This window comes from Rahnella sp. PAMC25617 (assembly GCF_050606005.1).
GTDB classification, from domain to species: Bacteria; Pseudomonadota; Gammaproteobacteria; order Enterobacterales; family Enterobacteriaceae; genus Rahnella; species Rahnella variigena.
The window spans coordinates 165,250-191,392 of sequence record NZ_JBOCUM010000012.1; the positions used below are offsets into that span (position 1 = coordinate 165,250).

At 51.6% G+C, this 26,143-nt stretch carries 19 protein-coding genes; 11 read left to right on the plus strand and 8 right to left on the minus strand.

The window, feature by feature from the left end; all coding sequences use genetic code 11:
* The first annotated feature begins 43 nt into the window (after nt 1-43).
* The 3 genes from ACM615_RS15735 to ACM615_RS15745 all read left to right on the plus strand — a co-directional run bounded on the left by ACM615_RS15735 (nt 44) and on the right by ACM615_RS15745 (nt 2,063).
* Nucleotides 44-226: a Trm112 family protein gene (locus ACM615_RS15735; RefSeq protein WP_056771818.1), complete on the plus strand. Its 183-nt coding sequence runs from the start codon at nt 44-46 to the stop codon at nt 224-226.
* Entirely contained in the window at nt 223-975 is a 753-nt protein-coding gene (kdsB, locus tag ACM615_RS15740; RefSeq protein ID WP_112287354.1) for a 3-deoxy-manno-octulosonate cytidylyltransferase, read from the plus strand. Before ACM615_RS15735 ends, kdsB begins: the two co-directional genes overlap by 4 nt.
* A gap of 194 nt (nt 976-1,169) precedes the next feature.
* Nucleotides 1,170-2,063 (plus strand): YcbJ family phosphotransferase, encoded by an 894-nt coding sequence (locus tag ACM615_RS15745; RefSeq protein WP_112287355.1) that lies wholly within the window; start codon nt 1,170-1,172, stop codon nt 2,061-2,063.
* Between the two features lie 10 nt (nt 2,064-2,073).
* On the opposite strand, the gene elyC is transcribed toward ACM615_RS15745, so the two are convergent.
* Nucleotides 2,074-2,853, minus strand: a complete 780-nt coding sequence (gene elyC, locus ACM615_RS15750) for an envelope biogenesis factor ElyC (protein ID WP_431012152.1) — start codon at nt 2,851-2,853, stop codon at nt 2,074-2,076.
* Between the two features lie 147 nt (nt 2,854-3,000).
* Between elyC and cmoM the strand changes: the two genes are divergently transcribed.
* From cmoM to ACM615_RS15785, 7 genes are all read left to right on the plus strand, one after another.
* Nucleotides 3,001-3,786, plus strand: coding sequence for a tRNA uridine 5-oxyacetic acid(34) methyltransferase CmoM (gene cmoM, locus ACM615_RS15755; protein WP_431012153.1), 786 nt, complete (start codon nt 3,001-3,003; stop codon nt 3,784-3,786).
* Complete coding sequence (gene mukF / locus ACM615_RS15760; protein ID WP_112287358.1) at nt 3,783-5,105, plus strand: chromosome partition protein MukF; 1,323 nt, start codon at nt 3,783-3,785, stop codon at nt 5,103-5,105. The genes cmoM and mukF overlap by 4 nt, the downstream gene beginning before the upstream one ends.
* Nucleotides 5,086-5,817: a chromosome partition protein MukE gene (gene mukE / locus ACM615_RS15765; RefSeq protein WP_112287359.1), complete on the plus strand. Its 732-nt coding sequence runs from the start codon at nt 5,086-5,088 to the stop codon at nt 5,815-5,817. Before mukF ends, mukE begins: the two co-directional genes overlap by 20 nt.
* Nucleotides 5,814-10,262 carry a chromosome partition protein MukB gene (mukB, locus tag ACM615_RS15770; protein WP_120161234.1) on the plus strand — a complete coding sequence of 1,483 codons (4,449 nt, stop codon included), beginning with the start codon at nt 5,814-5,816 and terminating at the stop codon, nt 10,260-10,262. Before mukE ends, mukB begins: the two co-directional genes overlap by 4 nt.
* 353 nt (nt 10,263-10,615) lie before the next feature.
* A complete protein-coding gene (gene ldtD / locus ACM615_RS15775) occupies nt 10,616-12,466 on the plus strand; it encodes a L,D-transpeptidase (RefSeq protein ID WP_159281015.1) in 1,851 nt (616 codons plus the stop codon).
* 179 nt (nt 12,467-12,645) lie between these two features.
* Nucleotides 12,646-13,197, plus strand: coding sequence for a YcbK family protein (locus ACM615_RS15780; RefSeq protein ID WP_112287402.1), 552 nt, complete (start codon nt 12,646-12,648; stop codon nt 13,195-13,197).
* 49 nt (nt 13,198-13,246) lie between these two features.
* The gene (locus tag ACM615_RS15785; RefSeq protein WP_129637998.1) at nt 13,247-13,894 is read left to right on the plus strand and encodes an MBL fold metallo-hydrolase; all 648 of its coding nucleotides are present in this window, start codon (nt 13,247-13,249) and stop codon (nt 13,892-13,894) included.
* A gap of 75 nt (nt 13,895-13,969) precedes the next feature.
* Here ACM615_RS15785 and ACM615_RS15790 read toward each other — a convergent pair whose 3' ends face one another.
* From ACM615_RS15790 to ACM615_RS15810, 5 genes are all read right to left on the minus strand, one after another.
* Nucleotides 13,970-15,160: an amino acid aminotransferase gene (locus tag ACM615_RS15790; RefSeq protein ID WP_129637999.1), complete on the minus strand. Its 1,191-nt coding sequence runs from the start codon at nt 15,158-15,160 to the stop codon at nt 13,970-13,972.
* Between the two features lie 241 nt (nt 15,161-15,401).
* Nucleotides 15,402-16,514, minus strand: a complete 1,113-nt coding sequence (gene ompC / locus ACM615_RS15795) for a porin OmpC (protein WP_276320299.1) — start codon at nt 16,512-16,514, stop codon at nt 15,402-15,404.
* A 300-nt stretch (nt 16,515-16,814) separates the two neighbouring features.
* Complete coding sequence (asnS, locus tag ACM615_RS15800) at nt 16,815-18,215, minus strand: asparagine--tRNA ligase (RefSeq protein WP_431012154.1); 1,401 nt, start codon at nt 18,213-18,215, stop codon at nt 16,815-16,817.
* Between the two features lie 284 nt (nt 18,216-18,499).
* On the minus strand, nt 18,500-19,705 hold the full coding sequence (pncB, locus tag ACM615_RS15805) for a nicotinate phosphoribosyltransferase (protein ID WP_431012155.1): 1,206 nt from the start codon (nt 19,703-19,705) through the stop codon (nt 18,500-18,502).
* A gap of 336 nt (nt 19,706-20,041) precedes the next feature.
* The gene (locus ACM615_RS15810) at nt 20,042-21,430 is read right to left on the minus strand and encodes an MFS transporter (protein ID WP_431012178.1); all 1,389 of its coding nucleotides are present in this window, start codon (nt 21,428-21,430) and stop codon (nt 20,042-20,044) included.
* A 434-nt stretch (nt 21,431-21,864) separates the two neighbouring features.
* Here ACM615_RS15810 and pepN point away from each other — a divergent pair, with 434 nt between their 5' ends.
* Complete coding sequence (pepN, locus tag ACM615_RS15815; protein ID WP_431012156.1) at nt 21,865-24,480, plus strand: aminopeptidase N; 2,616 nt, start codon at nt 21,865-21,867, stop codon at nt 24,478-24,480.
* An 84-nt stretch (nt 24,481-24,564) separates the two neighbouring features.
* Here pepN and ssuB read toward each other — a convergent pair whose 3' ends face one another.
* Both ssuB and ssuC read right to left on the minus strand, forming a co-directional pair.
* The gene (ssuB, locus tag ACM615_RS15820; RefSeq protein WP_120161250.1) at nt 24,565-25,347 is read right to left on the minus strand and encodes an aliphatic sulfonates ABC transporter ATP-binding protein; all 783 of its coding nucleotides are present in this window, start codon (nt 25,345-25,347) and stop codon (nt 24,565-24,567) included.
* Nucleotides 25,344-26,135 carry an aliphatic sulfonate ABC transporter permease SsuC gene (gene ssuC / locus ACM615_RS15825; protein ID WP_132965303.1) on the minus strand — a complete coding sequence of 264 codons (792 nt, stop codon included), beginning with the start codon at nt 26,133-26,135 and terminating at the stop codon, nt 25,344-25,346. The genes ssuB and ssuC overlap by 4 nt, the downstream gene beginning before the upstream one ends.
* Between the last annotated feature and the right edge of the window lie 8 nt (nt 26,136-26,143).

The following is a 26,143-nucleotide window of genomic DNA, read 5'->3' on the forward strand; positions in this document are numbered from 1 at the left end:
CATCTGGCTGAAAATGCAGTGTATTCGCCTCCGGGAGGAACTTATGGATCATCGTTTACTTGAAATCGTTGCGTGCCCTGTCTGCAACGGCAAGCTCTACTTTAATAAAGAATCACAGGAACTGGTATGTAAGGCAGACAGTCTGGCTTATCCGGTCCGTGACGGTATCCCTGTATTATTAGAAAATGAAGCCCGTCCGCTTTCTGTTGATGAGACGCATCCATGAGTTTTATTGCCATTATTCCTGCCCGTTTTGGGTCAAGCCGTTTGCCGGGTAAGCCGCTGGCGGATATCAACGGTAAACCGATGGTTGTGCATGTGATGGAGCGCGCCCTCGAGTCCGGGGCGAAAAGAGTGATTGTTGCGACCGATCACCCCGATGTAGCGAAAGCCGTCGAAGCGGCAGGTGGCGAAGTCTGCCTGACCCGTCCTGACCATGAGTCCGGTACTGAACGTCTGGCTGAAGTGATTGAGTTATGCCAGTTTGCTGATGATGAAATCATCGTCAACGTGCAGGGTGACGAGCCCCTGATCCCGCCGGTGATCATTCGTCAGGTGGCCGATAATCTGGCGAAAAGTGAAGCCGGTATGGCGACGCTGGCCGTGCCTATCGAAACCGCGGAAGAGGCGTTCAACCCGAATGCTGTGAAAGTCGTTCGCGATGCACGCGGTTATGCGCTGTATTTCTCACGTGCAACCATTCCGTGGGAACGTGAGCGTTTTGCCGTTTCTAAGGAAACTGTCGGGGATACTTTCCTTCGCCACATTGGCATTTATGCTTACCGCGCAGGGTTTATCCGCCAGTATGTAAAATGGGAACCGAGCCAGCTTGAGCATATCGAACTGCTCGAACAGCTGCGTGTACTGTGGTACGGTGAAAAAATCCACGTTGATGTGGCGAAAGCCATTCCGTCGGTGGGTGTGGACACGGCAGAAGATTTAGAACGCGTGCGCGCAATCCTGGGTCATAAATAAAAACCCACGCGCCAACAATAATAAGACGGAATGTCCCGGCATTCCGTTTCTACATTTCCACCTTTCCCTGCGTTTTGCGCGACATCTTCCTTTTTCTGCCCTCATTATCCGGTTTTTGTTTGATCTGAAACGGGGTAATCCGTCACTGAAGCTTTCATCATAAACATTAACTTTTTCGTCACTGCGAACATGTTATGGAACAGCTAAAAGCCGAATTGAGCATCGTGTTGGGGGAGCGTTTGTCCCGACTGGAATGTGTGAGTGAGCAGCCTTATGCCCATCTTTTCTCCCTTTATGATGAGCAGGGTTACGCCATGCCTTTGCTGGCGAAAAGTTTTATTTGTCAGGGTATCGCCGGACAGGAAGCCTATAAATTGTCGATGCTGGCGAGAGAAGGTGTGGTACGGGTTCCGACGGTCTACGGCATGGTCACTACGCACCAGAAACCTTATCAGGAAATCCTGCTCATTGAGCGCCTGCGCGGCGTTTCCGCAGAAGCCCCGACGCGTACGCCGGAACGCTGGACAATATTGCAGGAGCAAATTGTCGAAGCGATGCTGGCCTGGCACCGTATCGACAGTCACGGCTGCGTGGGTTCTGTCGACAGTACACAGGAAAATCGGTGGGAAAACTGGTATCCGCAAAGAATAGAAGTGCTGTGGGCAACATTAACGAATTTACAGGCACCTGATCTGACGCCGGAAGACCGCACGCTGCTGTTTCGTTCCCGTGCCTGTATCCCCGCGCTGTTTGAAGATTTTGACGACACGCCGGTGCTGGTTCACGGCAATCTGTCGTTACGCAGTATGCTAAAAGACCCGCGCAGCGATCAGTTGCTGGCGATGATCAATCCCGGACCAGTGCTGTGGGCACCACGTGAGTTTGATTTGTTCCGCCTGTGGGAAAAAGGGATGAGCGAGCAGTTGCTGTTCGGCTATCTGCAAAAAGCGCCGGTTTCTGAAAGCTTCCTTGCCCGCCGCTGGATGTATCTGGTGTGGGAGTCTGTTGCGCACATGATCCACACCGGCAAACTTGATCGCCGCCAGTTTGATTTTGCACGGCAACAACTGCTGCCGTGGCTTAACTGAGCTGACTTAACTATTTCGTTACGGGCGCGGGTGATGTCATCCATTGCCATAAGCGCCCCAACGTTTCATACCACGCCCGCTCGCTGTGCGATAAGAACAAGGCCTGTGGCAGCGCACGCTCCCACGGATTAAGCGGGGAATCGATCGCCAGCTGATTCGCCGGTGCGGGGATCGGATGCAATCCCTGCTGCCGGAAAAACACCATCGCCCGAGGCAAATGATTTGCTGACGTCACCAGCACGAAAGGCTGGTCAGCTATCAGTGCTTTCACTTCCTGTGCTTCCTGATGCGTATCTCTGGGTTTATCGAGCAGGATAATATCGCTATCAGGCACTCCTAAACTTTGCGCTACTTTTCCGGCCACGGCGGCACTGCTGACCGGATTTGTCATCGCCTGCGCACCGGTAAAAATCATTTTTGATCCCGGATTTGCGCGGTAAATACGGATACCTTCCGTCACACGTGGCAGACTGTTGCTGATGAGATTAGAACTCGGTGCCCAGTCCGGGTTATAGGTATAACCGCCACCCAGAACCACCACAAATTTAACCGGCGTATGCCCCGTGACCTGATAAGTCGGATACCCGGTTTCAATCGGGCGCAGAAGAATGTCCGCGACCGGCTGTATACTCAGCAGCAGTAAAAGCAGCCAACTCAGTAAAAAAAACACTTTCCCGGTTTTTTGCCAGCGGGTCACCCACAACAAAACCAGTGCAACCGCCATGATGACCAGAATAAAGGGCAGCGGTAATAACAGGCCACCGAAGGTTTTTTTTAGGATAAATAACATCAGAAACCGGTCCTTTTGGGTGAAAAAACGACATCCGGGCATGAATCCGCGTCAGGATGATTTATTCTATGCCAGCCTGTGCCAAAATAGCAGGTCGCGCTGATAAACCCTTTAACAGAATGCACCATCAGGAACAGGTATCTCTTCATGCAGGATCGTAACTTCGACGATATGGCGGAAAAGTTTTCGCGCAATATCTACGGCACAACTAAGGGACGTATCCGTCAGGCTGTGCTGGGTCAGGATCTGCAAGAATTGCTACAAACGCTGCCTCAGCGACCATTGCGTATTCTTGATGCGGGTGGCGGTGAAGGGCAAATGGCCTGTGAACTTGCTGCTTTAGGACATCAGGTATTGTTGTGCGATCTCTCCGGTGAGATGATCCGACGCGCCGAGGCCGCGGCGGTGGAAAAAGGTGTGAGCGAGAACATGCAATTTGTACAATGTCCGGCTCAGCACATCGCTGAACATTTGGAACAGCCGGTTGATCTGATATTGTTCCATGCGGTCATTGAATGGCTGGCAGAACCGCGTCAGGCACTGGCCGCGCTGCTCGATTGTCTGGCACCGGGTGGCGCATTATCGCTGATGTTTTACAATATCCACGGTCTGGTCATGCGGCATATGATCCTCGGCAACTTTGGTCATGTCGAAGCCGGTGTGCCAAAAATCAAAAAAAGCTCCCTGTTACCCGATCATCCGCTGGAACCTGCGCAGGTTTATCAGTGGCTGGAAGAACTGGGAATGCAGATAAGCGGTAAGACCGGTGTTAGAGTGTTCCACGATTATTTGCGAAACAGACAACAACATAAGCAGGATTTTGACGAGCTTTTGGCGCTGGAGCAGCGTTATTGCCGTCAGGAACCTTTTGTTAGTTTGGGACGCTACATCCATGTGATGGCGCACAAACCCATTCTGAAGGACGAATTATGAGTGAATTTTCCCAGACTGTACCCGAACTGGTCGCCTGGGCACGGAAAAATGATTTCTCAATTTCGCTGCCAACGGAGCGGCTGGCTTTTCTTCTGGCGATTGCCACGTTAAACAGCGAGCGCCTTGACGGGGAAATGAGTGAGGGTGAACTGGTCGATGCGTTTCGTCATGTCAGTAAAGGATTTGAGCAGACAAACGAAACCATTACCGTACGTGCCAATAACGCCATCAATGACATGGTGCGTCAGCGCTTGCTCAACCGTTTTGTCAGTGAAATGGCGGATGGCAATGCCATTTATCGCCTGACACCGCTGGCGATCGGCATTTCAGATTATTACATCCGCCAGCGTGAATTTTCCACGTTGCGGTTGTCTATGCAGTTATCGATTGTTGCGCAGGAACTCAAACGCGCTGCTGATGCGGCCGAAGAGGGCGGCGATGATTTCCACTGGCATCGCAATGTCTACGCGCCGCTGAAATATTCCGTTGCTGAGATTTTTGACAGCATCGACATGACCCAGCGCATCATGGACGAACAGCAGCAGGGCGTAAAAGACGATATTGCTGCACTGCTGAATAAAGACTGGCGCGCGGCCATTTCCAGCTGTGAAATCCTTCTGTCAGAAACCTCAGGCACGCTGCGTGAATTACAGGATACGCTTGAAGCTGCCGGTAACCTGCTGCAGGCGCATCTGATGCGCATTCAGGACGCCACCATGGTCGAACTCGATTTGAGTTTCGTCGATAAACTGGTGTTCGACTTACAGAACAAACTCGATCGTATTACCAGCTGGGGTCAGCAGGCCATTGACCTGTGGATTGGTTATGACCGCCATGTGCATAAATTTATCCGTACTGCGATCGACATGGATAAGAACCGGGTATTTGCTCAACGTCTGCGTCAGTCGGTGCAAAACTACTTTGACCAGCCGTGGACGCTCACCTTTGCCAATGCCGATCGTCTGCTGGATATGCGTGACGAAGAGCTGGCACTGCGCAGCGAAGAAGTGACCGGTGAACTTCCGCCAGATCTCGAGTTTGAAGAATTTAACGAAATCCGCGAACAACTAGCGGCATTGATTGAACAGGCATTACAGGTTTATCAGCAACAAAAAACGCCGCTCAATCTGGGCATGGTAATGCGCGAATACCTCAAGCAGTATCCGCGTGCCCGACACTTTGATGTCGCGCGAATTGTGGTCGACCAGGCGGTACGCCTTGGTGTGGCTGAAGCAGATTTTTCAGGGTTGCATGCCGAATGGCAGGCAATCAATGATTACGGAGCCAAGGTGCAGGCCCATGTCATCGACAAATATTGAACACATAATGCCAGCTAAGCTGGCGCAGGCACTGGCAAATTCGGTGTTTCCTGCTCTCGACAGCCAGCTGCGTTCTGGCCGTCATATTGGCATTGACGAACTGGATAACCACGCTTTCCTGATGGACTATCAGGAAGAAATGGAACTGTTTTACAGCCGCTACAGCGTGGAATTAATCCGGGCCCCGGAAGGTTTCTTCTATCTTCGTCCGCGCTCCACCACGCTTATCCCGCGTTCCGTGCTCTCTGAGCTGGACATGATGGTCGGAAAAATTCTCTGCTATTTGTATCTCAGCCCGGAACGTCTGGCGCATGAGGGGATTTTTACCCAGCAGGAACTTTATGATGAATTACTGAGTCTGGCCGACGAAAGCAAATTGCTGAAATACGTCAACCAGCGCTCTACCGGCTCTGACCTGGATCGCCAGAAGTTGCAGGATAAAGTCCGCACTTCACTGAACCGCCTGCGCCGTCTGGGCATGGTGTATTTCATGGGCGTCGACAGCACTAAATTCCGTATTACAGAAGCAGTATTTCGCTTTGGTGCGGATGTCCGCAGCGGCGATGACGCGCGCGAAGCTCAGTTGCGGATGATCCGCGACGGCGAAGCGATGCCAGTCGACAGCGCGTTGTCCTTGAACGACGAAAATGAAGACGGCGAACCGCTGGCAGGGCAGCAAGGGCATGAAAGCGCAGAGGATGAACAGGAATGATTGAACGCGGTAAATTTCGCTCACTGACGCTGGTTAACTGGAACGGCTTTTTCGCCCGGACATTTGACCTCGATTCACTGGTCACCACGCTTTCCGGTGGTAACGGTGCGGGTAAATCCACGACCATGGCCGCTTTTGTTACGGCGCTGATCCCCGATCTGACGTTGCTGCATTTTCGTAATACCACCGAAGCGGGGGCAACTTCCGGCTCACGTGATAAAGGTCTGCACGGTAAATTACGCGCCGGTGTCTGTTACTCCGTTCTGGATGTGGTGAACTCCCGTCATCAGCGCATTGTCGTGGGTGTTCGTCTGCAGCAGGTTGCGGGGCGTGACCGTAAAGTCGATATCAAACCTTTCACCATTCAGGGCTTGCCGGTTGCGGTGAACCCGACAGAAATGCTGACGGAAACCGTTGGCGAACGTCAGGCGCGCGTGTTGCCTTTGCATGAACTGAAAGAGCGCGTTGAAGCAATGGAAGGCGTGCAGTTCAAGCAGTTCAACTCGATTACCGATTACCATGCGCTGATGTTCGATCTGGGTGTGATCCCGCGTCGTCTGCGTTCAGCGTCTGATCGCAGTAAATTCTATCGCCTGATCGAAGCATCACTTTACGGCGGTATCTCCAGCGCCATCACCCGCTCCCTGCGCGACTACCTGTTGCCGGAAAACAGCGGTGTGCGTAAAGCCTTCCAGGATATGGAAGCCGCGCTGCGTGAAAACCGCATGACGCTGGAAGCGATCCGCGTTACGCAATCTGACCGCGACCTGTTTAAGCATCTGATTTCGGAAGCAACGTCGTACGTGGCCGCCGACTATATGCGTCATGCCAATGAACGCCGCATTCATCTCGATGGTGCGCTGGTGCTGCGTAATGATTTGCTGACCAGCCGCAAACAGCTTTCCAGTGAGCAATATCGTCATGTTGAAATGGCGCGTGAGCTGGCTGAGCAGAGCGGTTCGCAGAGCGATCTGGAAACCGATTATCAGGCTGCGAGCGATCATCTGAGTCTGGTTCAGACCGCAATGCGTCAGCAGGAAAAAATCGAGCGTTACGAAAGTGACCTCGAAGAGCTGACGTACCGTCTCGAAGAGCAGAACGAAGTCGTCGCAGAAGCCAGCGAACTGCACGCAGAGCACGAAGCACGTGCGGAAGCGGCTGAGCTGGAAGTGGACGAACTGAAAAGTCAGCTGGCCGATTACCAGCAGGCGCTGGACGTTCAGCAAACCCGTGCGATCCAATATCAGCAAGCCCTACAGGCTATTGAGCGTGCGCGCGACCTTTGTCAGATCCCTGATCTGAGTATTCAGAACAGTGAAGAATGGCTGGAAACATTCCAGAGTAAAGAGCAGGAAGCTACTGAAATCCTGCTGATGCTGGAACAGAAAATGAGTGTGGCGTCTGCCGCCCATAATCAGTTCGAAAATGCCTATCAGCTGGTGGTGAAAATCGCCGGTGAAGTGAGCCGCAGCGAAGCCTGGCAGACCGCGCGTGAATTGCTGCGCGACTGGTCTTCACAGCAACATCAGGCGGAACGCGTAGAACCGCTGCGGATGCGTTTGTCCGAGCTGGAAGGCCGTCTGCGTGAACAGCAGGATGCTGAGCGTCAGTTGCAGGAATTCTGTAAACGCACCGGTCAGGATGTGCATCCGGAAGATCTGGACGAAATGCAGCGTGAGCTGGAAGTACAGATCGAAGAATTGCAGGGCGTTGTCTCGCAGGCCGGTGAACGTCGTATGCAAATGCGTCAGGAACTCGAGCAGGTTCAGTCGCGTATTCGCGAGCTGACCGCCCGTGCCCCGGTCTGGCTGGCCGCACAGGAAGCCCTCAGCCAGCTGAGTGAACAAAGTAAAGAACCGCTGGAAAGCAGCCAGCAGGTGACCGAATACATGCAGCAGTTGCTGGAAACGGAACGCGAAACCACGGTTGAGCGTGACGAAGTCGCTGCCCGCAAACGTCGCATTGAAGGCCAGATAACGCGCCTCAGTCAGCCTAGCGGTGCAGAAGATTCCCGCATGATCGCGCTGGCAGAACGCTTTGGTGGCGTACTGTTATCTGAAATTTATGATGACGTTACCATCGATGATGCGCCTTACTTCTCCGCGTTGTATGGTCCGTCACGCCACGCGATTGTCGTGCCTGATTTGTCTCTGATCCGCGATCAGCTGGACGGTCTGGACGATTGTCCTGAAGATCTCTACCTGATTGAAGGGGATCCGCAGTCATTTGATGACAACGTGTTTGAAGTGGAAGAAATGCAGGGCGCGGTGCTGGTGAAAACCGGTGACCGCCAGTGGCGTTATTCTCATTTCCCGCAGGTACCGTTGTTTGGTCGTGCGGCGCGTGAAAACCGTCTCGAAACTCTGCATAAAGAACGCGAAAATCTTTCTGAGCGTTATGCGACCTTGTCGTTTGACGTGCAGAAAATCCAGCGTGCGCATCAGGCATTCAGCCGTTTCATCGGCAGCCATCTGGCCGTTGCGTTTGATGCCGATCCGGAAGCAGAAATCCGCACCCTGAGCGGACGTCGTGGCGAACTGGAACGTGCCATCAATGCACATGAAGGCCAGAATCAGCAACAGCGTCAGCAATACGAGCAGGCGAAAGACGCTATCGGTATGCTCAATAAATTGCAGCCGCGCGTAGGCTTACTGTGCGATGAAACGCTGATCGACCGTGTGGAAGAAATCCGCGAAGAAATGGAAGAGGCGCAGGATGCTGCCCGTTTCATTCAGCAACATGGTGTTTCGCTGGCTAAGCTGGAACCGCTGGTGTCAGTGCTGCAAAGTGACCCGGAACAGCATGAGCAACTGAAAGAAGATTACGCACAGGCGCAGCATTCACAGCGTCTGGCGAAGCAGCAGGCCTTTGCGCTGACCGAAGTCGTTCAGCGTCGTGCGCACTTCAGCTACACCGATTCTGCCGGCATGCTGAATGAAAACAGCGACCTGAACGACAAACTACGTCAGCGTCTGGAACATGCGGAAGCGGAACGTACGCGTGCCCGCGAGCAGATGCGTCAGCATCAGACTCAGCTGACTCAGTACAGTCAGGTTCTGGCCTCGCTGAAAAGTTCCTTCGATGCCAAACGCGATATGCTCAAAGAGCTGAGCCAGGAATTGCAGGATATCGGCGTTCAGGCCGATCCGAATGCCGAAGCACGAGCCAAAACCCGTCGTGATGAGCTGCATACTGCATTGAGCACTAACCGTGCCCGTTGCAACCAGCTGGAAAAACAGATCACCTTCTGCGAAGCAGAAATGGACAATCTGCAGAAAAAGCTGCGTAAGCTTGAGCGCGATTACCACCAGAGCCGTGAGCAGGTGGTGTCCTCGAAAGCGGGCTGGTGTGCGGTCATGCGTCTGGTGAAAGATAACGGCGTTGAGCGTCGTCTGCACCGTCGTGAGCTGGCTTACATGGATGGCGACGAACTGCGTTCGATGTCGGATAAAGCATTGGGTGCGCTACGTCTGGCGGTGTCTGATAACGAACATCTGCGCGATGTGCTGCGTCTTTCAGAAGATCCGAAACGTCCGGAACGCAAAATCCAGTTCTACATTGCCGTGTATCAGCATCTGCGTGAACGTATTCGTCAGGATATTATCCGCACCGACGATCCGGTCGAAGCCATCGAACAGATGGAAATCGAGCTGGGACGTCTGACTGAAGAACTGACCGCCCGCGAACAGCAACTGGCCATCAGTTCTAAAAGTGTGGCGAACATCATCCGCAAAACCATTCAGCGCGAGCAGAACCGTATCCGTCAGCTCAACCAGGGGCTGCAGGCCGTGGCGTTTGGTCAGGTAAAAAGTGTGCGTCTGAACGTGAACGTGCGTGAAGCACATGCGGGACTGCTGGATGTTCTTTCTGAACAGCAGGAACAGCATCAGGATCTGTTCAGCAGTAATCGTCTGACCTTCTCGGAAGCGCTGGCCAAACTGTATCAGCGTCTGAATCCGCAGATTGATATGGGTCAGCGTACGCCACAAACCATCGGCGAAGAACTTCTGGATTACCGCAACTACCTGGAAATGGAAGTGGAAGTTAACCGTGGTTCAGACGGCTGGCTGCGTGCGGAAAGTGGCGCGCTGTCGACCGGTGAAGCGATCGGTACCGGTATGTCGATTCTGGTGATGGTGGTTCAGAGCTGGGAAGATGAGTCGAGCCGTATGCGTGGCAAAGATATTTCGCCATGTCGTCTGCTGTTCCTTGATGAAGCCGCGCGTCTGGATGCGAAATCCATCGCCACGCTGTTCGAGCTTTGCGACCGTCTCGAAATGCAGCTGATTATCGCTGCGCCAGAAAACATCAGCCCGGAAAAAGGGACGACGTATAAACTGGTGCGAAAAGTATTTGGCAATAATGAACATGTGCATGTGGTGGGTTTACGCGGTTTTGCCGCAGAACTTCCTGCACTGGCCAATACGGAAGCTGACGTTTCCTGATTATTTTCAGAATATGATCATGCCCCGGCTTATGTCGGGGCTTTTTTTTTGCCTTAGCGCTAATTGATTAATTTATATAAAATTTCTATGAAAATTTCTTCCCTGATTAATCAGAGGATAAAGATAATCTCAATCACTGGATGAAATCTGAGCTGATGGATTGTCATTGAATGGAAAGTACCCAATGAAACCTTTATTTCGTCTGACGGCTGGCTTAGAGTCTTCAGGTACACGCGGACTGCATTTCATTGAGCCACCGCGCAAAAAAAGAATTCTGTTTATATACTTAAACCAGACATTGCTGGCTTAATTTTGGGGAATGAATTGGGCACTTTACCGGGAGGCAAGGGAAGATGTTAATGAATCAAAGGTCTCTCAAGTTTTTAGTCGCCAGCTGTTTGCTGGCGAGTGGTCTGTCTCCGTGGTTTGCTGCCTGGGCGGCAGTTCCCACTATGCCGGTCGGAAAGACCACGTTATCCAGCGTGCAAAGCATGAGCCAGCTGCAGGCAGAATTGATGCCAAGAGGCATCCGGCCTCTCTATCTGTCATCTCTCTCGTCGCTTTACGCCGCTAACCATATGCAGCCGATGTGGAAAGATCGTGAAACGATACAAATATTCCAGCAGCAGTTAGCTGAGCTGGCTATTTCCGGTATTCAGCCGCAGTTTACCCAATGGGTGAAATGGCTGACTGACCCGGAGGTGACCGGTATGGCACGCGACGTTGTGCTTTCTGATGCGATGCTGGGCTATCTGCAGTTTACCAGCAGCGTGGAAGCCAACGGGGATAAGTGGCTTTACGGTACGACGCCGTACAAGATGACCACACCTTCGCTGACAGTGATTAATCAGTGGCAACTGGCGGTGCGCCAGGGTGATACCGCGCACTATATGTCGACTCTGACGCCACAGCACCCTTATTACGCCAAAATGCATGACGCGTTGAAAACGATGCTGGCGGACAACCGTCCGTGGCCTGCGATGCGCGGTTCAGCAAGCTTGCGACCTGATCAAATCAGTGATGATGTTCCGGCGCTGCGTGAGATCCTCACCCGAACGGGCATGATGGTGGCCTCGCCGCAGGAAACCAGTGCGCCTAAACCGACGGATGAAACCATAGCCCCGAATACGCCGGGGAGCGCGGCGAATGATGATTTGTCTGTGGATGAAACCGCAGACAAAGCGCAGCCAGCCACCCCAGCGGTGAGTCCTTCTGCGACGTCGGTCCAGGATGTTCTGCCTTCGGTTCAGTCCACTGAAACGCCGGCACCGGCTGCTTCTGTAGCTGTTGCGAATAATCAGTACACGCCAGATTTAGTGGAAGCAGTAAAACGTTTTCAGAAATGGCAGGGACTTGAGGCGGATGGGATTATCGGCGGGCGTACGCGCCAGTGGCTGAATGCTTCACCACAGCTGAGAGCCACTTTACTGGCGCTGAATATTCAGCGTTTGCGAATTCTGCCAGGGAATGTGAATACCGGAATTATGGTCAACATTCCAAACTATCAGCTTACCTATTACCTTAACGGCAGTGAGGTGCTGTCGTCGCGGGTGATTGTCGGGCGTCCAAGCCGGAAAACGCCTCTGATGAGCAGTGCGCTCAATAATGTGGTAGTGAATCCACCGTGGAATGTGCCGACCACATTAGTGCGTGAAGATATTGTGCCGAAAGCCATGAACAATCCGGGCTACTTCCAGCAGCATGGTTATCAGGTATTGTCAGGCTGGAGCAATGACGCGGAAGTCATCGATCCTTCCATGATCGACTGGGCAATGGTGTCCCCTAATCACTTCCCTTACCGTATCCGTCAGGCTCCTGGAGTCAGCAACTCGCTTGGCCGGTATAAATTTAATATGCCGAGTTCTGATGCAATTTATCTGCATGACACGCCAAATCATAACCTGTTCAGCAAAGACATTCGTGCGCTGAGTTCAGGGTGCGTGAGGGTCAATAAAGCGTCTGAACTGGCGAATATGTTGTTACAGGATGCCGGCTGGAATGACACCCGTATCTCATCTGCATTGCAGGGCGGTAACACCACTTACGTGGCAATACGACATCACATACCGGTAAAACTGTTTTATCTGACGGCGTGGGTTGCAGATGATGGTAAACCGCAGTTCCGCACAGATATTTACAATTATGATTCCACAGTGAGATCCGGAGCACAAATTTTGCCTCAGGCAGAAATTTTGCTTCAATAAATGCAGTAAAACTAATCTGATAAGGGTCAGAGTATTTGGCCATACAACGAGCGTGAGCCACTGGCACGCTCGTTTTGCGTTTCAGGGTCGCTTGACTCGCTGATATTTGGCGGTTAAGGTTCGAAACGGTGCAAAAATCGCACTTCTTTTTGACTCTCTTATCGGATAGTAAACTGTTCATGAATGAAATCGACAAACATCGCCGTAAATGGCTGGCACTGGGCAGTGCCGCTATGGGGATTGCATTCCTTCCGGGTCGTGCATTCGCTACTCTTTCCACTCCTCGTCCGCGTATTTTAGTCGTTAATAACTTAAATACCGGCGAAACCCTCAAAACAGAGTTTTTTGATGGAAAGCGTTACAACAAGGATGAGTTGGCTCGATTGAATCATCTGTTCAGAGACTATCGGGCGGAAAAGGTTAAAGCTATCGATCCCGCCTTATTCGATCATCTTTATCGTCTGCAAGTTATGCTCGGCGGCACCAATAAACCTGTTCAGCTTATTTCCGGCTATCGCTCTCTGGCGACTAATAACAGCATGCGTGAACCAGGAAGCGGCGTAGCAAAACACAGTTACCACACGCTCGGACAGGCGATGGATTTCCATATTCAGGGAATCGAATTGAGCAATATCCGCAAAGCAGCGTTAAAAATGCGGATGGGTGGTGTAGGATATTATCCACGAAGTAACTTTGTGCACATCGATACCGGCCCCGCACGGACCTGGTGATGTGTGTAATTAATGGCCTGCCGATGTGCAGGCCATTTTGTGGAGCCCTATGAAAATCCATCTTATTACCGTCACGGCCTTCAGCCAGAACTGCTCTCTGATTTGGTGTACAAAGACTAATCAGGCCGCCATTGTCGATCCCGGCGGTGAAGCCGCACGTATTATTCAGGAAGTGTCTGCCAAAGGCGTTCTGGTTACTCAAATTTTGCTCACGCACGGTCATCTCGATCACGTAGGTGCCGCCGCTGAACTGGCTGCACATTATCAGGTGCCTGTTATCGGACCGCAGAAGGAAGATCAGTTCCTGCTTGATGCTTTGCCGACGCAGAGCCAGATGTTTGGCCTTGACCATTGTGACCCGCTGACGCCTGATACCTGGCTCGAAGAAGGTGACACTGTGAGCGTGGGCGAAGAAATCTTATCCGTATTACATTGCCCGGGTCATACGCCGGGGCATATTGTTTTCATCAATGATGAAGCGCGTATTGCCGTTTCCGGTGACGTGATTTTCAAAGGCGGCGTAGGGCGAAGTGATTTCCCGCGCGGTGATCATCAGGCGCTGATCCACTCGATTAAAACCAAGCTGTTGCCTCTGGGTGATGACATGGTCTTTATTCCAGGTCATGGCCCGATGTCTGACTTTGGTTACGAGCGTAAAAACAATCCTTTCCTGCAGGATGAAATGCCGGTCTGGTGATTATTGATTGCCTGAATACAAAAAGCCCGTCAGTGTCCTGACGGGCTTTTTTAATCGAGAAGCAGTGCTTAACGATTACAGTACGGCGACGATGGCTTCACACAGTGGTGCCATATTGTCGAGTGTGATACCCGCAACGTTGATACGTCCTGAATTCACCGCGTATACACCAAATTCATCACGTAAACGCAATACCTGATCTTTGGTCAGGCCGCTGAAAGAGAACATCCCGTTCTGATTGATAATAAAGCTGAAATCCTGCTGCGCCCCTTTTTCCTGCAAGGTGCTGACAAACAACTGACGCATACGGTGGATACGCTGACGCATATCGCTCAGTTCCTGCTCCCACAGCGTGCGCAAGGCTTCGTTACCCAGAATGGTAGCTACAACCGCTGCGCCGTGTGCTGGCGGGTTAGAGTAGTTTGCACGGATAACCGATTTCATCTGACTGAACGCGCGATCGGCGGTTTCAGCGTCAGTGGCGACTAACGTACAGGCGCCGACACGTTCATTATACAGGCCGAAGTTTTTCGAGTAAGAACTGGCGACCAGTAACTCTTTATGGCTGGCGACAAACAGGCGCAGACCCGCGGCATCTTCTTGCAGACCCTTAGCAAAACCCTGATAAGCAAAATCGAACAGCGGTAACCAGCCGTTTGCCACAGACAATTCAGCCAGCTTCGCCCATTGTTCTTCAGTCGGGTCGATACCCGTCGGGTTGTGGCAGCAACCGTGGAACAACACTACGTCACCGGCTTTCGCTTCGCTCAGGCTTTTCAGCATGCCGTCGAAATCAAGACTGTGATTGGCTGCGTCGTAATAGTTGTACTCTGCAACTTCCAGGCCTGAAGCGGAAAATACGCCTTTATGGTTCGGCCAGCTTGGATTGCTGACCCACACGCGCTTGGCGCTGGTTTGTGTCGCAATAAAATCTGCCGCAATGCGCAGGGCACCGGTACCGCCAGGCGTTTGTGCCGTGCGCGCTCGCTTGTCTGCAATCACTGCGCTGTCTTTACCGAACAGCAGTTCCTGCGTGCAATGTGCAAAATCAGGTAATCCGTCGATGCTGAGATAGGTTTTCGTTGTTTCATTTTCCAACAGAAACTGTTCGGCTTTCTTCACGCTGGCCAAAACCGGCGTTTTACCCGTTTCATCTTTATAAACACCAATCCCAAGATTGATTTTATTCGAGCGGTCATCAGCGCGGAAAAGATCGGTAAGACCCAGAATAGGGTCAGCAGGTGCTGCAGTGATTTTTTCAAACATGTCGGAAAATTCCATAGCCTGATATGACGAAAGAGGGCATCAGGGTACCGCCAGCGCTGTCGTTTGCCAACCGTTTGCGGCAAAAAGAAAGCAGAGTTGTGAGAAGGCGTGTGAGATTAAAATTTTTTATGGAAGAGGGTAGCAAAGTTCGTTTTTTGAATTGTTTAAATGCAAAAGGCAGAGCCGAAGCTCTGCCTTGATATCCACTTTGATGCGCCCGAAAGCGCATCGTTAAGCGATATTAGAACTGGTATTGCAGACCAACACCAACGACGTCGTCTGTGCTACGGCCGGATGCTTTGGTGTAGCTGTTGTCGTCCAGCAGGTTGATTTTGTAGTCAACATAGGTAGACATGTTTTTGTTGAAGTAGTAGTAAGTACCTACTTCTACGTATTTAACCAGGTCAGCATCGCCGCCGCCGTAGGTTGAATCGTTTTTGGTGAAGCCGTTCAGGTCCTTACCTTTAGACTGCAGGTAGGCGATAGATGGGCGCAGACCGAAATCGAACTGGTACTGAGCAACAACTTCGAAGTTCTGAGTTTTGTTAGCAATAGAGCCCGGGTTGCCGTAATCAGTGGTGTTACGTGATTCACCGTAGAAGGTCGCCAGGTACAGGTTGTTAGCGTCATATTTCGCGCCGAATGCGTATGCGTCAGCTTTATCACCAGCACCGTCACGCTTCTGCAGAGAGGTACGGTTAGAAGAGAAGTAAGCACCTGTCAGGCTAACACCGGAGTCGCCGATAGCATAAGCGGCAGAAGTACCCCAGCCGTCGCCATTGGAATCAACTGCGCCACGATCGTCACGACCTTCGTCGTTTTTACCCTGGTACTGTACAGCGAAGCTCAGGCCATCAACCAGACCGAAGAAGTTGCTGTTACGGTAAGTTGCCATGCCATTACCACGACCAACCATGAAGTTGTCGTTGTTCTGGTACATGGTGTCATCGCCAAAGATTGGCAATTGGTCGGTGTAGGACATTACGTCGTAGATTACGCCGTAGTTACGACCGTAGTCGAAAGAACCTGCATCGCCAAATTTCAGACCAGCGAAGCCCAGACGAGTTTTGTTGCCTTCGTCGCCAGCGCTTTCTGCGTGGTTAGCCTGAACGTTGTATTCCCACTGGCCGTAACCGGTCAGTTGGTCAGTAATTTGAGTTTCGCCTTTGAAGCCGAAACGGACATAGGTCTGGTCGCCATCGTCGCCAGCGTTGTCAGAGAAGGTGTGACGCGCGTCAACTTTACCGTACAGATCCAGTTTGTTGCCGTCTTTGTTATAGATCTCAGCTGCGTTAGCTGCACCAGCAACTAACAGAGCAGGGATTACCACTGCAAGAATATTGCGCTTCATCATTATTATTACCCTCATTGGTTTTATTTGGACACCTGCCACTGCCTTAAACAATTCTTTACGGAACTATTCGTGAAAGTTTGGTGTCTCCTGTGTCTGAACGCACTATTCCATCCGAAGTAAGCTTAATCCATAGCGAAAATGCTACTAAATTACTAAATATGTTTCAGTCAGAAAAAATGTATTACAAAATGTGTATTTTACGGAACTTTGTGACAGGGATCTATCTTTCAAAATGACTAAGGCCAGCATTGCTGGCCTTAGTTTTGTAACTATTTTGTTAATTAGAAATAGTTTAATTAATTAGAAGGTTGCACTACGTGGTGTACGTGGGAACGGGATCACGTCACGAACGTTTTGAACACCGGTCACATAAGCAACTAAACGTTCAAAACCTAACCCGAAGCCGGAATGCGGGACAGTGCCGTAACGGCGAAGATCGCGATACCACCAATAATCTTCTTTATTCAGACCCATTTCAGCCATTCGCGCGTCCAATACATCCAGACGTTCTTCACGCTGAGAACCCCCGATAATCTCACCAATACCTGGCGCAAGAACGTCCATTGCGGCAACAGTTTTGCCATCATCATTCATACGCATGTAGAAGGCTTTGATATCTTTAGGGTAGTTTTTGACCACAACAGGCGCTTTGAAATGCTGCTCAGCCAGGTAACGTTCGTGTTCAGAAGAAAGATCAACACCCCAGGAAACCGGGTTTTCAAATTTCTGGCCACAATTAATTAGGATTTCTACAGCATCGGTGTAATCCACTTGCGCGAAATCGGATGTTACAAATCGCTCAAGGCGCGCAACAGCATCTTTGTCTACGCGATCGGCAAAAAAGGCCATATCGTCTGCACGTTCGTCTAAAACGGCTTTGAAAACATATTTAAGCATGTTTTCAGCCAGTGACGCGATGTCATCCAGCGTAGCAAAAGCCACTTCCGGTTCAACCATCCAGAACTCAGCAAGGTGACGGCTGGTATTTGAGTTTTCTGCGCGGAAGGTCGGGCCGAAGGTATAAACCTTGGACAGCGCACATGCATAGGTTTCACCGTTAAGCTGACCGGAAACGGTAAGGAACGCTTCTTTACCGAAAAAGTCTTCGCTGAAGTCGATTTCGCCTTTGTCGGTACGCGGCAGGTTTTGCAGATCCAACGTAGAAACGCGGAACATTTCACCTGCACCTTCGGTATCGGAAGCAGTGATCAGCGGAGTGGACACCCAGAAGTAGCCGTTTTCATGATAGAAACGGTGAATCGCCTGAGACAGGGTGTTGCGCACACGGGCAACGGCGCCAATCAGGTTGGTGCGCGGGCGAAGGTGAGCCACCTCACGCAGGTATTCGATACTGTGGCGTTTTGCCGCCATCGGGTAGGTATCAGGGTCATCCACCCAGCCAACAACTTTAACAGCGGTTGCCTGCAGTTCGAAACTCTGGCCTTCGCCAGGAGATGCGACAACAGTACCGGTCACTTCTACTGAACAACCCGTCGTCAGACGCAGGACGTCTTCCTGATAATTGGGCAGAGAATTATTGATGACGGCCTGTAAAGGATTAAAGCAGGAGCCGTCATAAACGGCGACGAATGAGATACCAGCTTTAGAATCTCTCCGGGTACGTACCCAACCGCGTACGGTGACTTCACTGTCAACCGCAGCACGGCCTTGCAGTACGTCGACTACAGGCACAACGCTCATAGATTTCTCTCTTTCTTTATATATGTTGGCTAAGAAATATTGGACACCCTGTAAAAAGGGATTTTGCTATGTTACTTAGCCTTTCTCAGGACACAAGCAGAAATCACCGTTGGTGAAGAAGAATTAAGGGACAATTGACAGGAATAACACGAAATATTGATACAACGAATAAAAGCCGAGCGGAATGAAATTGCATCTATATAAAGGAAAGAAAGTAAGGAAAGAAAGTTGGGAAAGAAAATTCCGATAAAGCGCCGGAGTGACTTCCGGCGCTTTACTGACACTCAGGATGCTTTTTTAACCAGCGGTAAATCAAAGGCTTTCCGAAGCGCTTTCACGAAGGCTTTGTCCTGACAAATGGTTTTGCCCGGACTGTCAGACAACTTGGCGACCGGTTTACCGTCGCACTGAACCAATTTAATTACAATATTCAGAGGCTTAACGCCGGGAATATTACAAGTCAGACGCGTACCAATCCCAAACACCAGATTGATACGCTGATGGAAATGGCGATAAAGATGCAGCGCTTTATCCAGATCCAGGTTATCGGAAAATACCAGCGTTTTGGTCATCGGATCGATTCCCAGCGCCTGATAGTGCGCAATGGCTTTTTCGCCCCATTCAAACGGATCGCCGGAGTCATGGCGTAGCCCCTGATAGGCATTGGCGAATTTGCTGCCGAAATCACGCAGGAAAGCATCCATCGTAATGCAGTCGGTCAGTGCAATGCCAAGCTGGTCAGGATATTCATCCAGCCAGGCCTGTAACGCAGCACGCTGGCTGTTTGCCAGAACCGGACTGATTTGCTGATGCGCCTGGAACCATTCATGAGCCTGAGTCCCGACCGGTGTCAGCTGCAATTTATGTGCTACATCGTAATTGCTGGTGCCGACCAGATAAGGGAATTCATTTTTTAGCGTACTGACAATGGCTTCCTGAACTTCGCCCGAGAAACGACGGCGTGTGCCGAAATCCATCAGACGGAAGGCAGAGAGGTCGATATCTGCGGCCTGTTCTTTAAAACTGGCAAGATTTTTACGCAACTGATCTACGGCCATTTGCGCGGTGACTTGCGGCGAACGGTGACGATGCACCACTTCGCTGATCACCGCCAGCAGCGGCACTTCCCACATGATCACTTCACGCCACGGCCCTTCAATACGCACGTGCAAATGCCCGTTGCGATCGGAAACGGTGACGTGTTCTGGATTGTAGCGGAACGCCTTCAGCCAGTTCAGATAGTCGTGTTTAAAGAAGGGCAGGCCGGAGAGATAAGTGAACTCATCATTTGTGAGGGCCAGCTGGCTCATCATCTGGATTTGCTCACGAATCTCGCTGGCATATTCACCCAGCAGTTCATCGCCGCGGCAACGGAACTCGGCTACCACGCTAATATTGCGATAGCGATGGTAAACCGCTTGCTGCATATGAAGCTTGTAGGCATCGGTATCTAACAGCGAAGTCAAAATCGGGGAGGCGTATGGAGTCATAGCGCGCTTACAGCATCCTCGTCAGAAACTGAGTGTTTGAACACAAACAACCGTTCCGTAAAAAAAACGTTCTGGATAAAACAGCAAAGTCTGTGAAGTATACCGTATTATCCTGTCAAAGAACCCTCATCACATCATAATTGTCTGCGGGTGGTCGAGGCTTAATTGTGCTTAAACATAGAGAATATGGGCAAACAGGCGATTTTACGGTTTAAAAAAAGCACAAATTGATTACATAAATTTAATCTACCTGACATTCAAAAAAGAAAAATCGGGGCGTTTTAACCCCGATTTTTGTGTGTGTATTCCGCTTCGTTTGTTCACGATAGTAAACGATCAGATGTTTTCTAAATTAATGCCCCGCGTTTTAGGTCCGAAAATGCCGATTACCAGCATCACAATGATCATGCTGACGACGATGAACGCAATTACGCCCTGCGTTCCGGCATATTGCAGGATCAGGCCGATCAAGATGCTGCTGAAGACGGTCGACAGGCGGCTGAATGAATAACAAAAGCCAACGGCGCGAGCCCGGATATGCGTCGGGAATACTTCTGTCTGATAAGCGTGATAGCTAAAGGTCAGCCAGGCATTGGAATAAGTGATTAGGAAGCCGCAAATCAGCAGCATCACCGGATGGGTCTGCAGAGCGAATAAGGTGCCGAAAACCACTGTCATTAATGACGAGAGAACAATTTGCCATTTGTTTTCAATTTTATCCGCATATCGGCTGCAAATAAGTGAGCCGAGAGGATACGCCAGCGTGATAAAGAAGGCGTACAGCAAACTGTGGGTGACGGTCGTGCCTTTGCCGGAAAGCAGGGCGGGCAGCCAGTTGCCAAAGCCGAAGAAACCAATGGCCTGGAAAAAGTTCATGACGGTCAGCATGAGCGTCCGTTTGCGGTATTCAGGTGACCAGATTTCCCTGAACGTGCCTTTTCGCGGCAATACAGCGTGGCTTTCTTCAGCGATGTACGCCGGACTATTGCTTACGCCGCAGCGTTTTTCCATCGCGCTCACGACATTATGTGCGTCTTCGTGACGTCCCTGTTGCGCCAGCCAGCGGGCGGACTCCGGCAGGTTTTTACGCACAATCCACACAACCAGCGAACACAACGCACCCGCGATCACCACGTAACGCCAGCCTGTCAGCCCGAAAAAGGTTTGCGGTACCAGCCACCATGACATTAGTGCGACAGCCGGTACAGAAAGAAACTGAATAAAGAAGGCGAAAGCAAAAGCGCGGCTGCGCATATGACTCGGCACCCATTCGGTGAGATACGTATCGATAGTCACCAGCTCAAGGCCCAGGCCAACACCGACCAGAAAACGACAAAGAATGATGCCTTCAGCGCTGTTCTGGAACGACATCAGCAGCGAAAAACAGCCGTACCACGCCAGCGCAAACATGAATGTCATGCGTCGGCCGAAGCGGTCAGCATTGGGTGCCAGAAGACTCGCGCCAAAAAAAAGACCTAAAAATGTGGAAGAAGCGAAGGCTGCCTGATCGGATATGCCAAATACTCCCGCCGTGCCGATATGAAATATGTTCTCTGCCAGTAAACCTGAACTAATGTATCCGGTTTCGAAAAGGTCGTAGAGTTCGAAGAATCCACCCAGTGACAGCAATATGATGAAGCGCCAGAGTCCTGCGGAGGCAGGGAGTGCGTCAATGCGGGCTGATAATGTCTTGTTATTTAATGTTTTTTGTTTATGTATCCCCATGCCGGGGGCGCAGGTGTCACTCATTTTATTATTAGCCTTAGTGATTCATCGTATTAATGATCATGCTAATGACTCCCGGTCGGATTTAAATATTGAATTTTTGTAACGAATAAGAAAATAGAGCATAAAAAACTGCGCAAAAACACATTGTGAAAAGTACAGTTTTATCGGTTCAGAATGTGATGCAGATCGGACTTCCACTTTTGACCGCCAAAAGGCGCTTTAAGACAAATTTCTGTGTTTTGGTTGAAAGGTGCGCATACGCACTCACAAACTGGCAACAATCTGGGATTTTCTGATGCCTGTGTTAGAGTTTAGAGAGAAAAGTATGAAGGCCGGCAGGGCTCTGCGCAGCGATTTGCTGATGAAAAGCACCCGCTTTGATGCCATGAATCGTCATCACCATAAACAATGAAAACGCCAAAAGGTTTTTTATGACTCAACTGCCACAAGCCAAGTTCCGCCATGACTATCGTGCGCCGGACTATACCATCACGGATATCGACCTTAATTTTGAGCTTGATGCACAGAAAACCATCGTGACTGCTGTCAGTCAGATTAAACGACAGGGTGCCGAAGGCGCGCCGCTGGTGCTCAATGGTGAAGATCTGACGCTGATCAGCCTGAAAATTAACGGTCAGGACTGGCCGAAATATCAGTTAAAAGAAGGTGTGCTGGAAGTTACCGGCCTGCCGGAAGCGTTTGAACTGGCGATTGTTAACGAAATTCATCCGGCGAAAAATACCGCACTGGAAGGGCTGTACCTTTCCGGTGAAGCGCTGTGTACCCAGTGCGAAGCTGAAGGTTTCCGCCACATTACCTATTATCTGGATCGCCCGGACGTTCTGGCGCGTTTCACCACCCGCATCGTGGCGGACAAAGCCCGTTATCCTTATTTGCTGTCCAACGGTAACCGTATTGATCAGGGTGAACTGGAAGGCGGTAAGCACTGGATCAAATGGGAAGACCCGTTCCCGAAACCTTGCTACCTGTTTGCGCTGGTCGCCGGTGATTTCGATGTCCTGCGTGATTCCTTCAAAACCCGCTCAGGTCGTGATGTGGCGCTGGAACTGTTCGTCGATCGCGGCAATCTGGATCGCGCCGGCTGGGCGATGGAATCCCTCAAGCAATCCATGAAATGGGACGAAACCCGTTTCAATCTGGAATACGACCTCGACATCTTTATGATCGTTGCCGTTGATTTCTTCAACATGGGCGCGATGGAAAACAAAGGCCTTAACGTCTTTAACTCCAAATACGTGCTGGCGAAAGCCGAAACTGCCACGGACAAAGATTATCTTGGTATCGAAGCGGTGATCGGCCACGAATACTTCCATAACTGGACCGGTAACCGCGTGACCTGCCGCGACTGGTTCCAGCTGAGCCTGAAAGAAGGCCTGACCGTTTTCCGTGATCAGGAATTTAGTTCTGATCTGGGATCGCGTTCAGTTAACCGTATCGATAACGTCCGCGTGATGCGTGGCGCACAGTTCTCTGAAGATGCCAGCCCGATGGCGCACCCGATCCGTCCGGAAAAAGTCATTGAGATGAACAACTTCTACACCCTGACGGTGTATGAGAAAGGTTCAGAAGTCATCCGTATGCTGCACACTTTGCTCGGCGAAGAGAAATTCCAGGCCGGGATGCAATTGTACTTTGAGCGTCATGACGGCAGCGCCGCGACCTGTGACGACTTTGTGCAGGCGATGGAAGACGCGTCAAACGTGGATCTGTCACTGTTCCGTCGCTGGTACAGCCAGTCCGGTACGCCGGTGCTGACCGTGCGCGACGACTATGATGTGGAAAAACAGCAATACACTCTGACTGTCAGCCAGAAAACACCGGCGACGCCTGATCAGACTGAAAAGCTGCCACTTCACATTCCGCTGGATATCGAACTGTATGACCCGCAGGGCAACGTGATTGCGCTGAAACAAAACGGTCAGACAGTCAGCAACGTGCTGAACGTGACCGAAGCTGAGCAAACGTTCGTGTTTGACGAAGTGGAATATCAGCCGGTGCCTTCTTTATTACGTGAATTCTCCGCACCGGTGAAACTCGATTACACATGGGGCGATCATCAGCTGACTTTCCTGATGAAATACGCGCGTAACGATTTCGCCCGCTGGGATGCGGCGCAAAGTTTGCTGGCAATTTACATCAAGCTGAACGTGGCGCGTCATCAGCAGAAACAACCGTTGTCTCTGCCGCTGCATGTGGCGGATGCGTTCCGGGCGGTATTGCTGGATGAGAATATCGATCCGGCACTGGCGGCGCAGATCCTGACTCTGCCATCTGAGAACGAAATCGCTGAACTGTTCGAAATTATCGATCCGGAAGCGATCAGTGCCGTTCACGATGCGATTACCCGTTGTCTGGCGACCGAAATGGCCGATGAATTCCTGGCGGTTTACAACGCTAACCGTCTGCCAGCGTACCGTGTAGTGCATGAAGATATCGGCAAACGCTCGCTGCGTAACACCTGCCTGCATTATCTGGCTTTTGCCGATGTGACGCTGGCCGATCAGCTTGTTAAGGCGCAATTTGAACAGGCAGATAACATGACGGATTCTCTGGCAGCGATGTCTGCGGCGGTTTCCGCGCAGCTGCCTTGCCGTGAATCGCTGATGGCGGCCTATGACGAACGATGGCATCACGACGGTCTGGTCATGGATAAATGGTTTATCCAGCAGGCGACCAGCCCGGCAGCCGATGTGTTGCAGAAAGTCCGTTCACTGCTGAACCACCGTTCATTCAGCATGGGCAACCCGAACCGCGTCCGTTCATTAGTCGGTGCATTTGCCTCTGCCAATCCTTCTGCATTCCACGCGGCAGACGGCAGCGGTTATCAGTTCCTGACTGAAATGCTGACAGATCTCAACACCCGTAACCCGCAGGTTGCAGCGCGCATGATTGAGCCGCTGATCCGCCTGAAACGCTATGACCAGAACCGTCAGACGCTGATGCGTCAGGCGCTGGAACAGCTGAAAGGGCTGGAAAATCTGTCCGGTGATTTGTTCGAGAAAATTACCAAAGCGTTAGAGGCGTAATCGCTTGTAACAGCAACTAGCGGCAATAAAAAAGGGCGATGGAGACATCGCCCTTTTTACGTTTTAAATCACTAAAAGTGGAAATCAGTTTTGTGCGCGCTTCGCTTCCTGAGCCACATTTTGCAACGGCTGCGGCGTCAGTACACGTTCCAGCACTTCAGCTTCCAGCTCCGCCAGTCGCGCAGAACCTTTACGGCGCGGACGCGGCAGGTCAACCGTCAAATCCATACCAATCTGTCCCTGATCTATCAGGATCACCCGGTCAGCCACGGTCACGGCTTCGCTGACATCATGCGTCACCAGCAGAACCGTGAAATCGTGCTGCTGCCACAAACGTTCGATCAGACTTTGCATCTCGATGCGCGTCAGGGCATCCAGCGCGCCCAGCGGTTCATCAAGCAATAACAGACGCGGGCGATGGATTAATGCACGTGCCAGTGCCACGCGTTGTTTCTGCCCGCCGGATAATGCAGAAGGCCAGTCATCGGCACGATCCGCCAGGCCGACTTCTTCCAGCGCAGCCAGTGCGGCTTCACGCCATTTGCCTTTCAGACCCAGACCGACGTTATCAATCACCTTTTTCCACGGCAGCAGGCGGTCATCCTGAAACATAAGTCGCGTGTCGTCGCGTACCTGACTCAGCGGGGCGCTGGCGCTGAGCAGCTCGCCCTGCGTGGTTTTCTCCAGCCCGGCCAGTAAACGCAGCAGGGTGCTTTTGCCACAACCGCTGCGACCGACGACTGCCACAAACTGGCCGGGCGGAATGCGCAGATTAATATCGTTCAGCACGGCGCGGTTGCCGTATTTTTTCGTGATGCCGGAGAGAGTCACCGGCGTGCCTTGCGGAATGCGTGCGGGTGCGCTCATGCGGCATCTCCTTGTTTTTTCTGATAAGCAGGGTGCCAGCGCAGCCAGACACTTTCCAGCAGGCGGGCAAGAACATCGGCCAGTTTGCCAAGAATGGCGTACAGCACGATGGCGACAACCACGACGTCAGTTTGTAAAAACTCGCGGGCGTTCATTGCCAGATAACCAATCCCGGAGTTTGCGGATATGGTTTCCGCCACAATCAGCGTCAGCCACATGAACCCCAGCGCGAAGCGCACGCCGACCATTATCGACGGCAACGCACCCGGTAACACCACCTGAATAAACAGCGGGAAACCTGAAAGTCCGTAGCTACGCGACATCTCAAGCAGGCCGCGGTCAATGTTGCGAATACCGTGATAAGTATTGAGATAAATCGGGAACAACGTTCCCAGTGCCACCAGGAAAATCTTGGCAGATTCGTCAATGCCAAACCACAGAATCACCAGCGGGATCAGCGCGAGATGCGGAATGTTACGCAGCATTTGCAGCGAACTGTCCAGCAGACGCTCGCCCCAGCGGGAAAGCCCGGTGATAAAACCGAGCAGCAACCCGAGACTGCCGCCGATGGCGAAGCCAATCAACGCGCGGAAGGTACTGATTTTCAGGTTTTGCCACAGGTCACCGCTTTTCGCCAGTGTCCAGAAGGCTTCCACCACGGCGCTCGGTGCCGGCAGAATTCGGTTGGATAGCCAGCCGGCTTCCACCGCCAGCTGCCAGCCGCCGATAAGTACCACCGGCACAATCCACGGAGCCACGCGGTTCAGCCAGCGTTGTGTCGTTGTCATCTGCGTTC

Excerpts from the sequence above, each read along its gene's own strand:
- ompC (WP_276320299.1), bottom strand. The coding sequence starts at position 16,514 with ATGATGAAGCGCAATATTCTTGCAGTGGTAATCCCTGCTCTGTTAGTT.
- ACM615_RS15745 (WP_112287355.1), top strand. The coding sequence starts at position 1,170 with ATGGAACAGCTAAAAGCCGAATTGAGCATCGTGTTGGGGGAGCGTTTG.
- elyC (WP_431012152.1), bottom strand. The coding sequence starts at position 2,853 with ATGTTATTTATCCTAAAAAAAACCTTCGGTGGCCTGTTATTACCGCTG.
- ACM615_RS15780 (WP_112287402.1), top strand. The coding sequence starts at position 12,646 with ATGAATGAAATCGACAAACATCGCCGTAAATGGCTGGCACTGGGCAGT.
- pncB (WP_431012155.1), bottom strand. The coding sequence starts at position 19,705 with ATGACTCCATACGCCTCCCCGATTTTGACTTCGCTGTTAGATACCGAT.
- ACM615_RS15785 (WP_129637998.1), top strand. The coding sequence starts at position 13,247 with ATGAAAATCCATCTTATTACCGTCACGGCCTTCAGCCAGAACTGCTCT.
- asnS (WP_431012154.1), bottom strand. The coding sequence starts at position 18,215 with ATGAGCGTTGTGCCTGTAGTCGACGTACTGCAAGGCCGTGCTGCGGTT.
- mukB (WP_120161234.1), top strand. The coding sequence starts at position 5,814 with ATGATTGAACGCGGTAAATTTCGCTCACTGACGCTGGTTAACTGGAAC.
- kdsB (WP_112287354.1), top strand. The coding sequence starts at position 223 with ATGAGTTTTATTGCCATTATTCCTGCCCGTTTTGGGTCAAGCCGTTTG.
- ssuB (WP_120161250.1), bottom strand. The coding sequence starts at position 25,347 with ATGAGCGCACCCGCACGCATTCCGCAAGGCACGCCGGTGACTCTCTCC.
- pepN (WP_431012156.1), top strand. The coding sequence starts at position 21,865 with ATGACTCAACTGCCACAAGCCAAGTTCCGCCATGACTATCGTGCGCCG.
- mukF (WP_112287358.1), top strand. The coding sequence starts at position 3,783 with ATGAGTGAATTTTCCCAGACTGTACCCGAACTGGTCGCCTGGGCACGG.
- ssuC (WP_132965303.1), bottom strand. The coding sequence starts at position 26,135 with ATGACAACGACACAACGCTGGCTGAACCGCGTGGCTCCGTGGATTGTG.
- mukE (WP_112287359.1), top strand. The coding sequence starts at position 5,086 with ATGTCATCGACAAATATTGAACACATAATGCCAGCTAAGCTGGCGCAG.
- ACM615_RS15810 (WP_431012178.1), bottom strand. The coding sequence starts at position 21,430 with ATGGGGATACATAAACAAAAAACATTAAATAACAAGACATTATCAGCC.
- cmoM (WP_431012153.1), top strand. The coding sequence starts at position 3,001 with ATGCAGGATCGTAACTTCGACGATATGGCGGAAAAGTTTTCGCGCAAT.
- ldtD (WP_159281015.1), top strand. The coding sequence starts at position 10,616 with ATGTTAATGAATCAAAGGTCTCTCAAGTTTTTAGTCGCCAGCTGTTTG.
- ACM615_RS15735 (WP_056771818.1), top strand. The coding sequence starts at position 44 with ATGGATCATCGTTTACTTGAAATCGTTGCGTGCCCTGTCTGCAACGGC.
- ACM615_RS15790 (WP_129637999.1), bottom strand. The coding sequence starts at position 15,160 with ATGTTTGAAAAAATCACTGCAGCACCTGCTGACCCTATTCTGGGTCTT.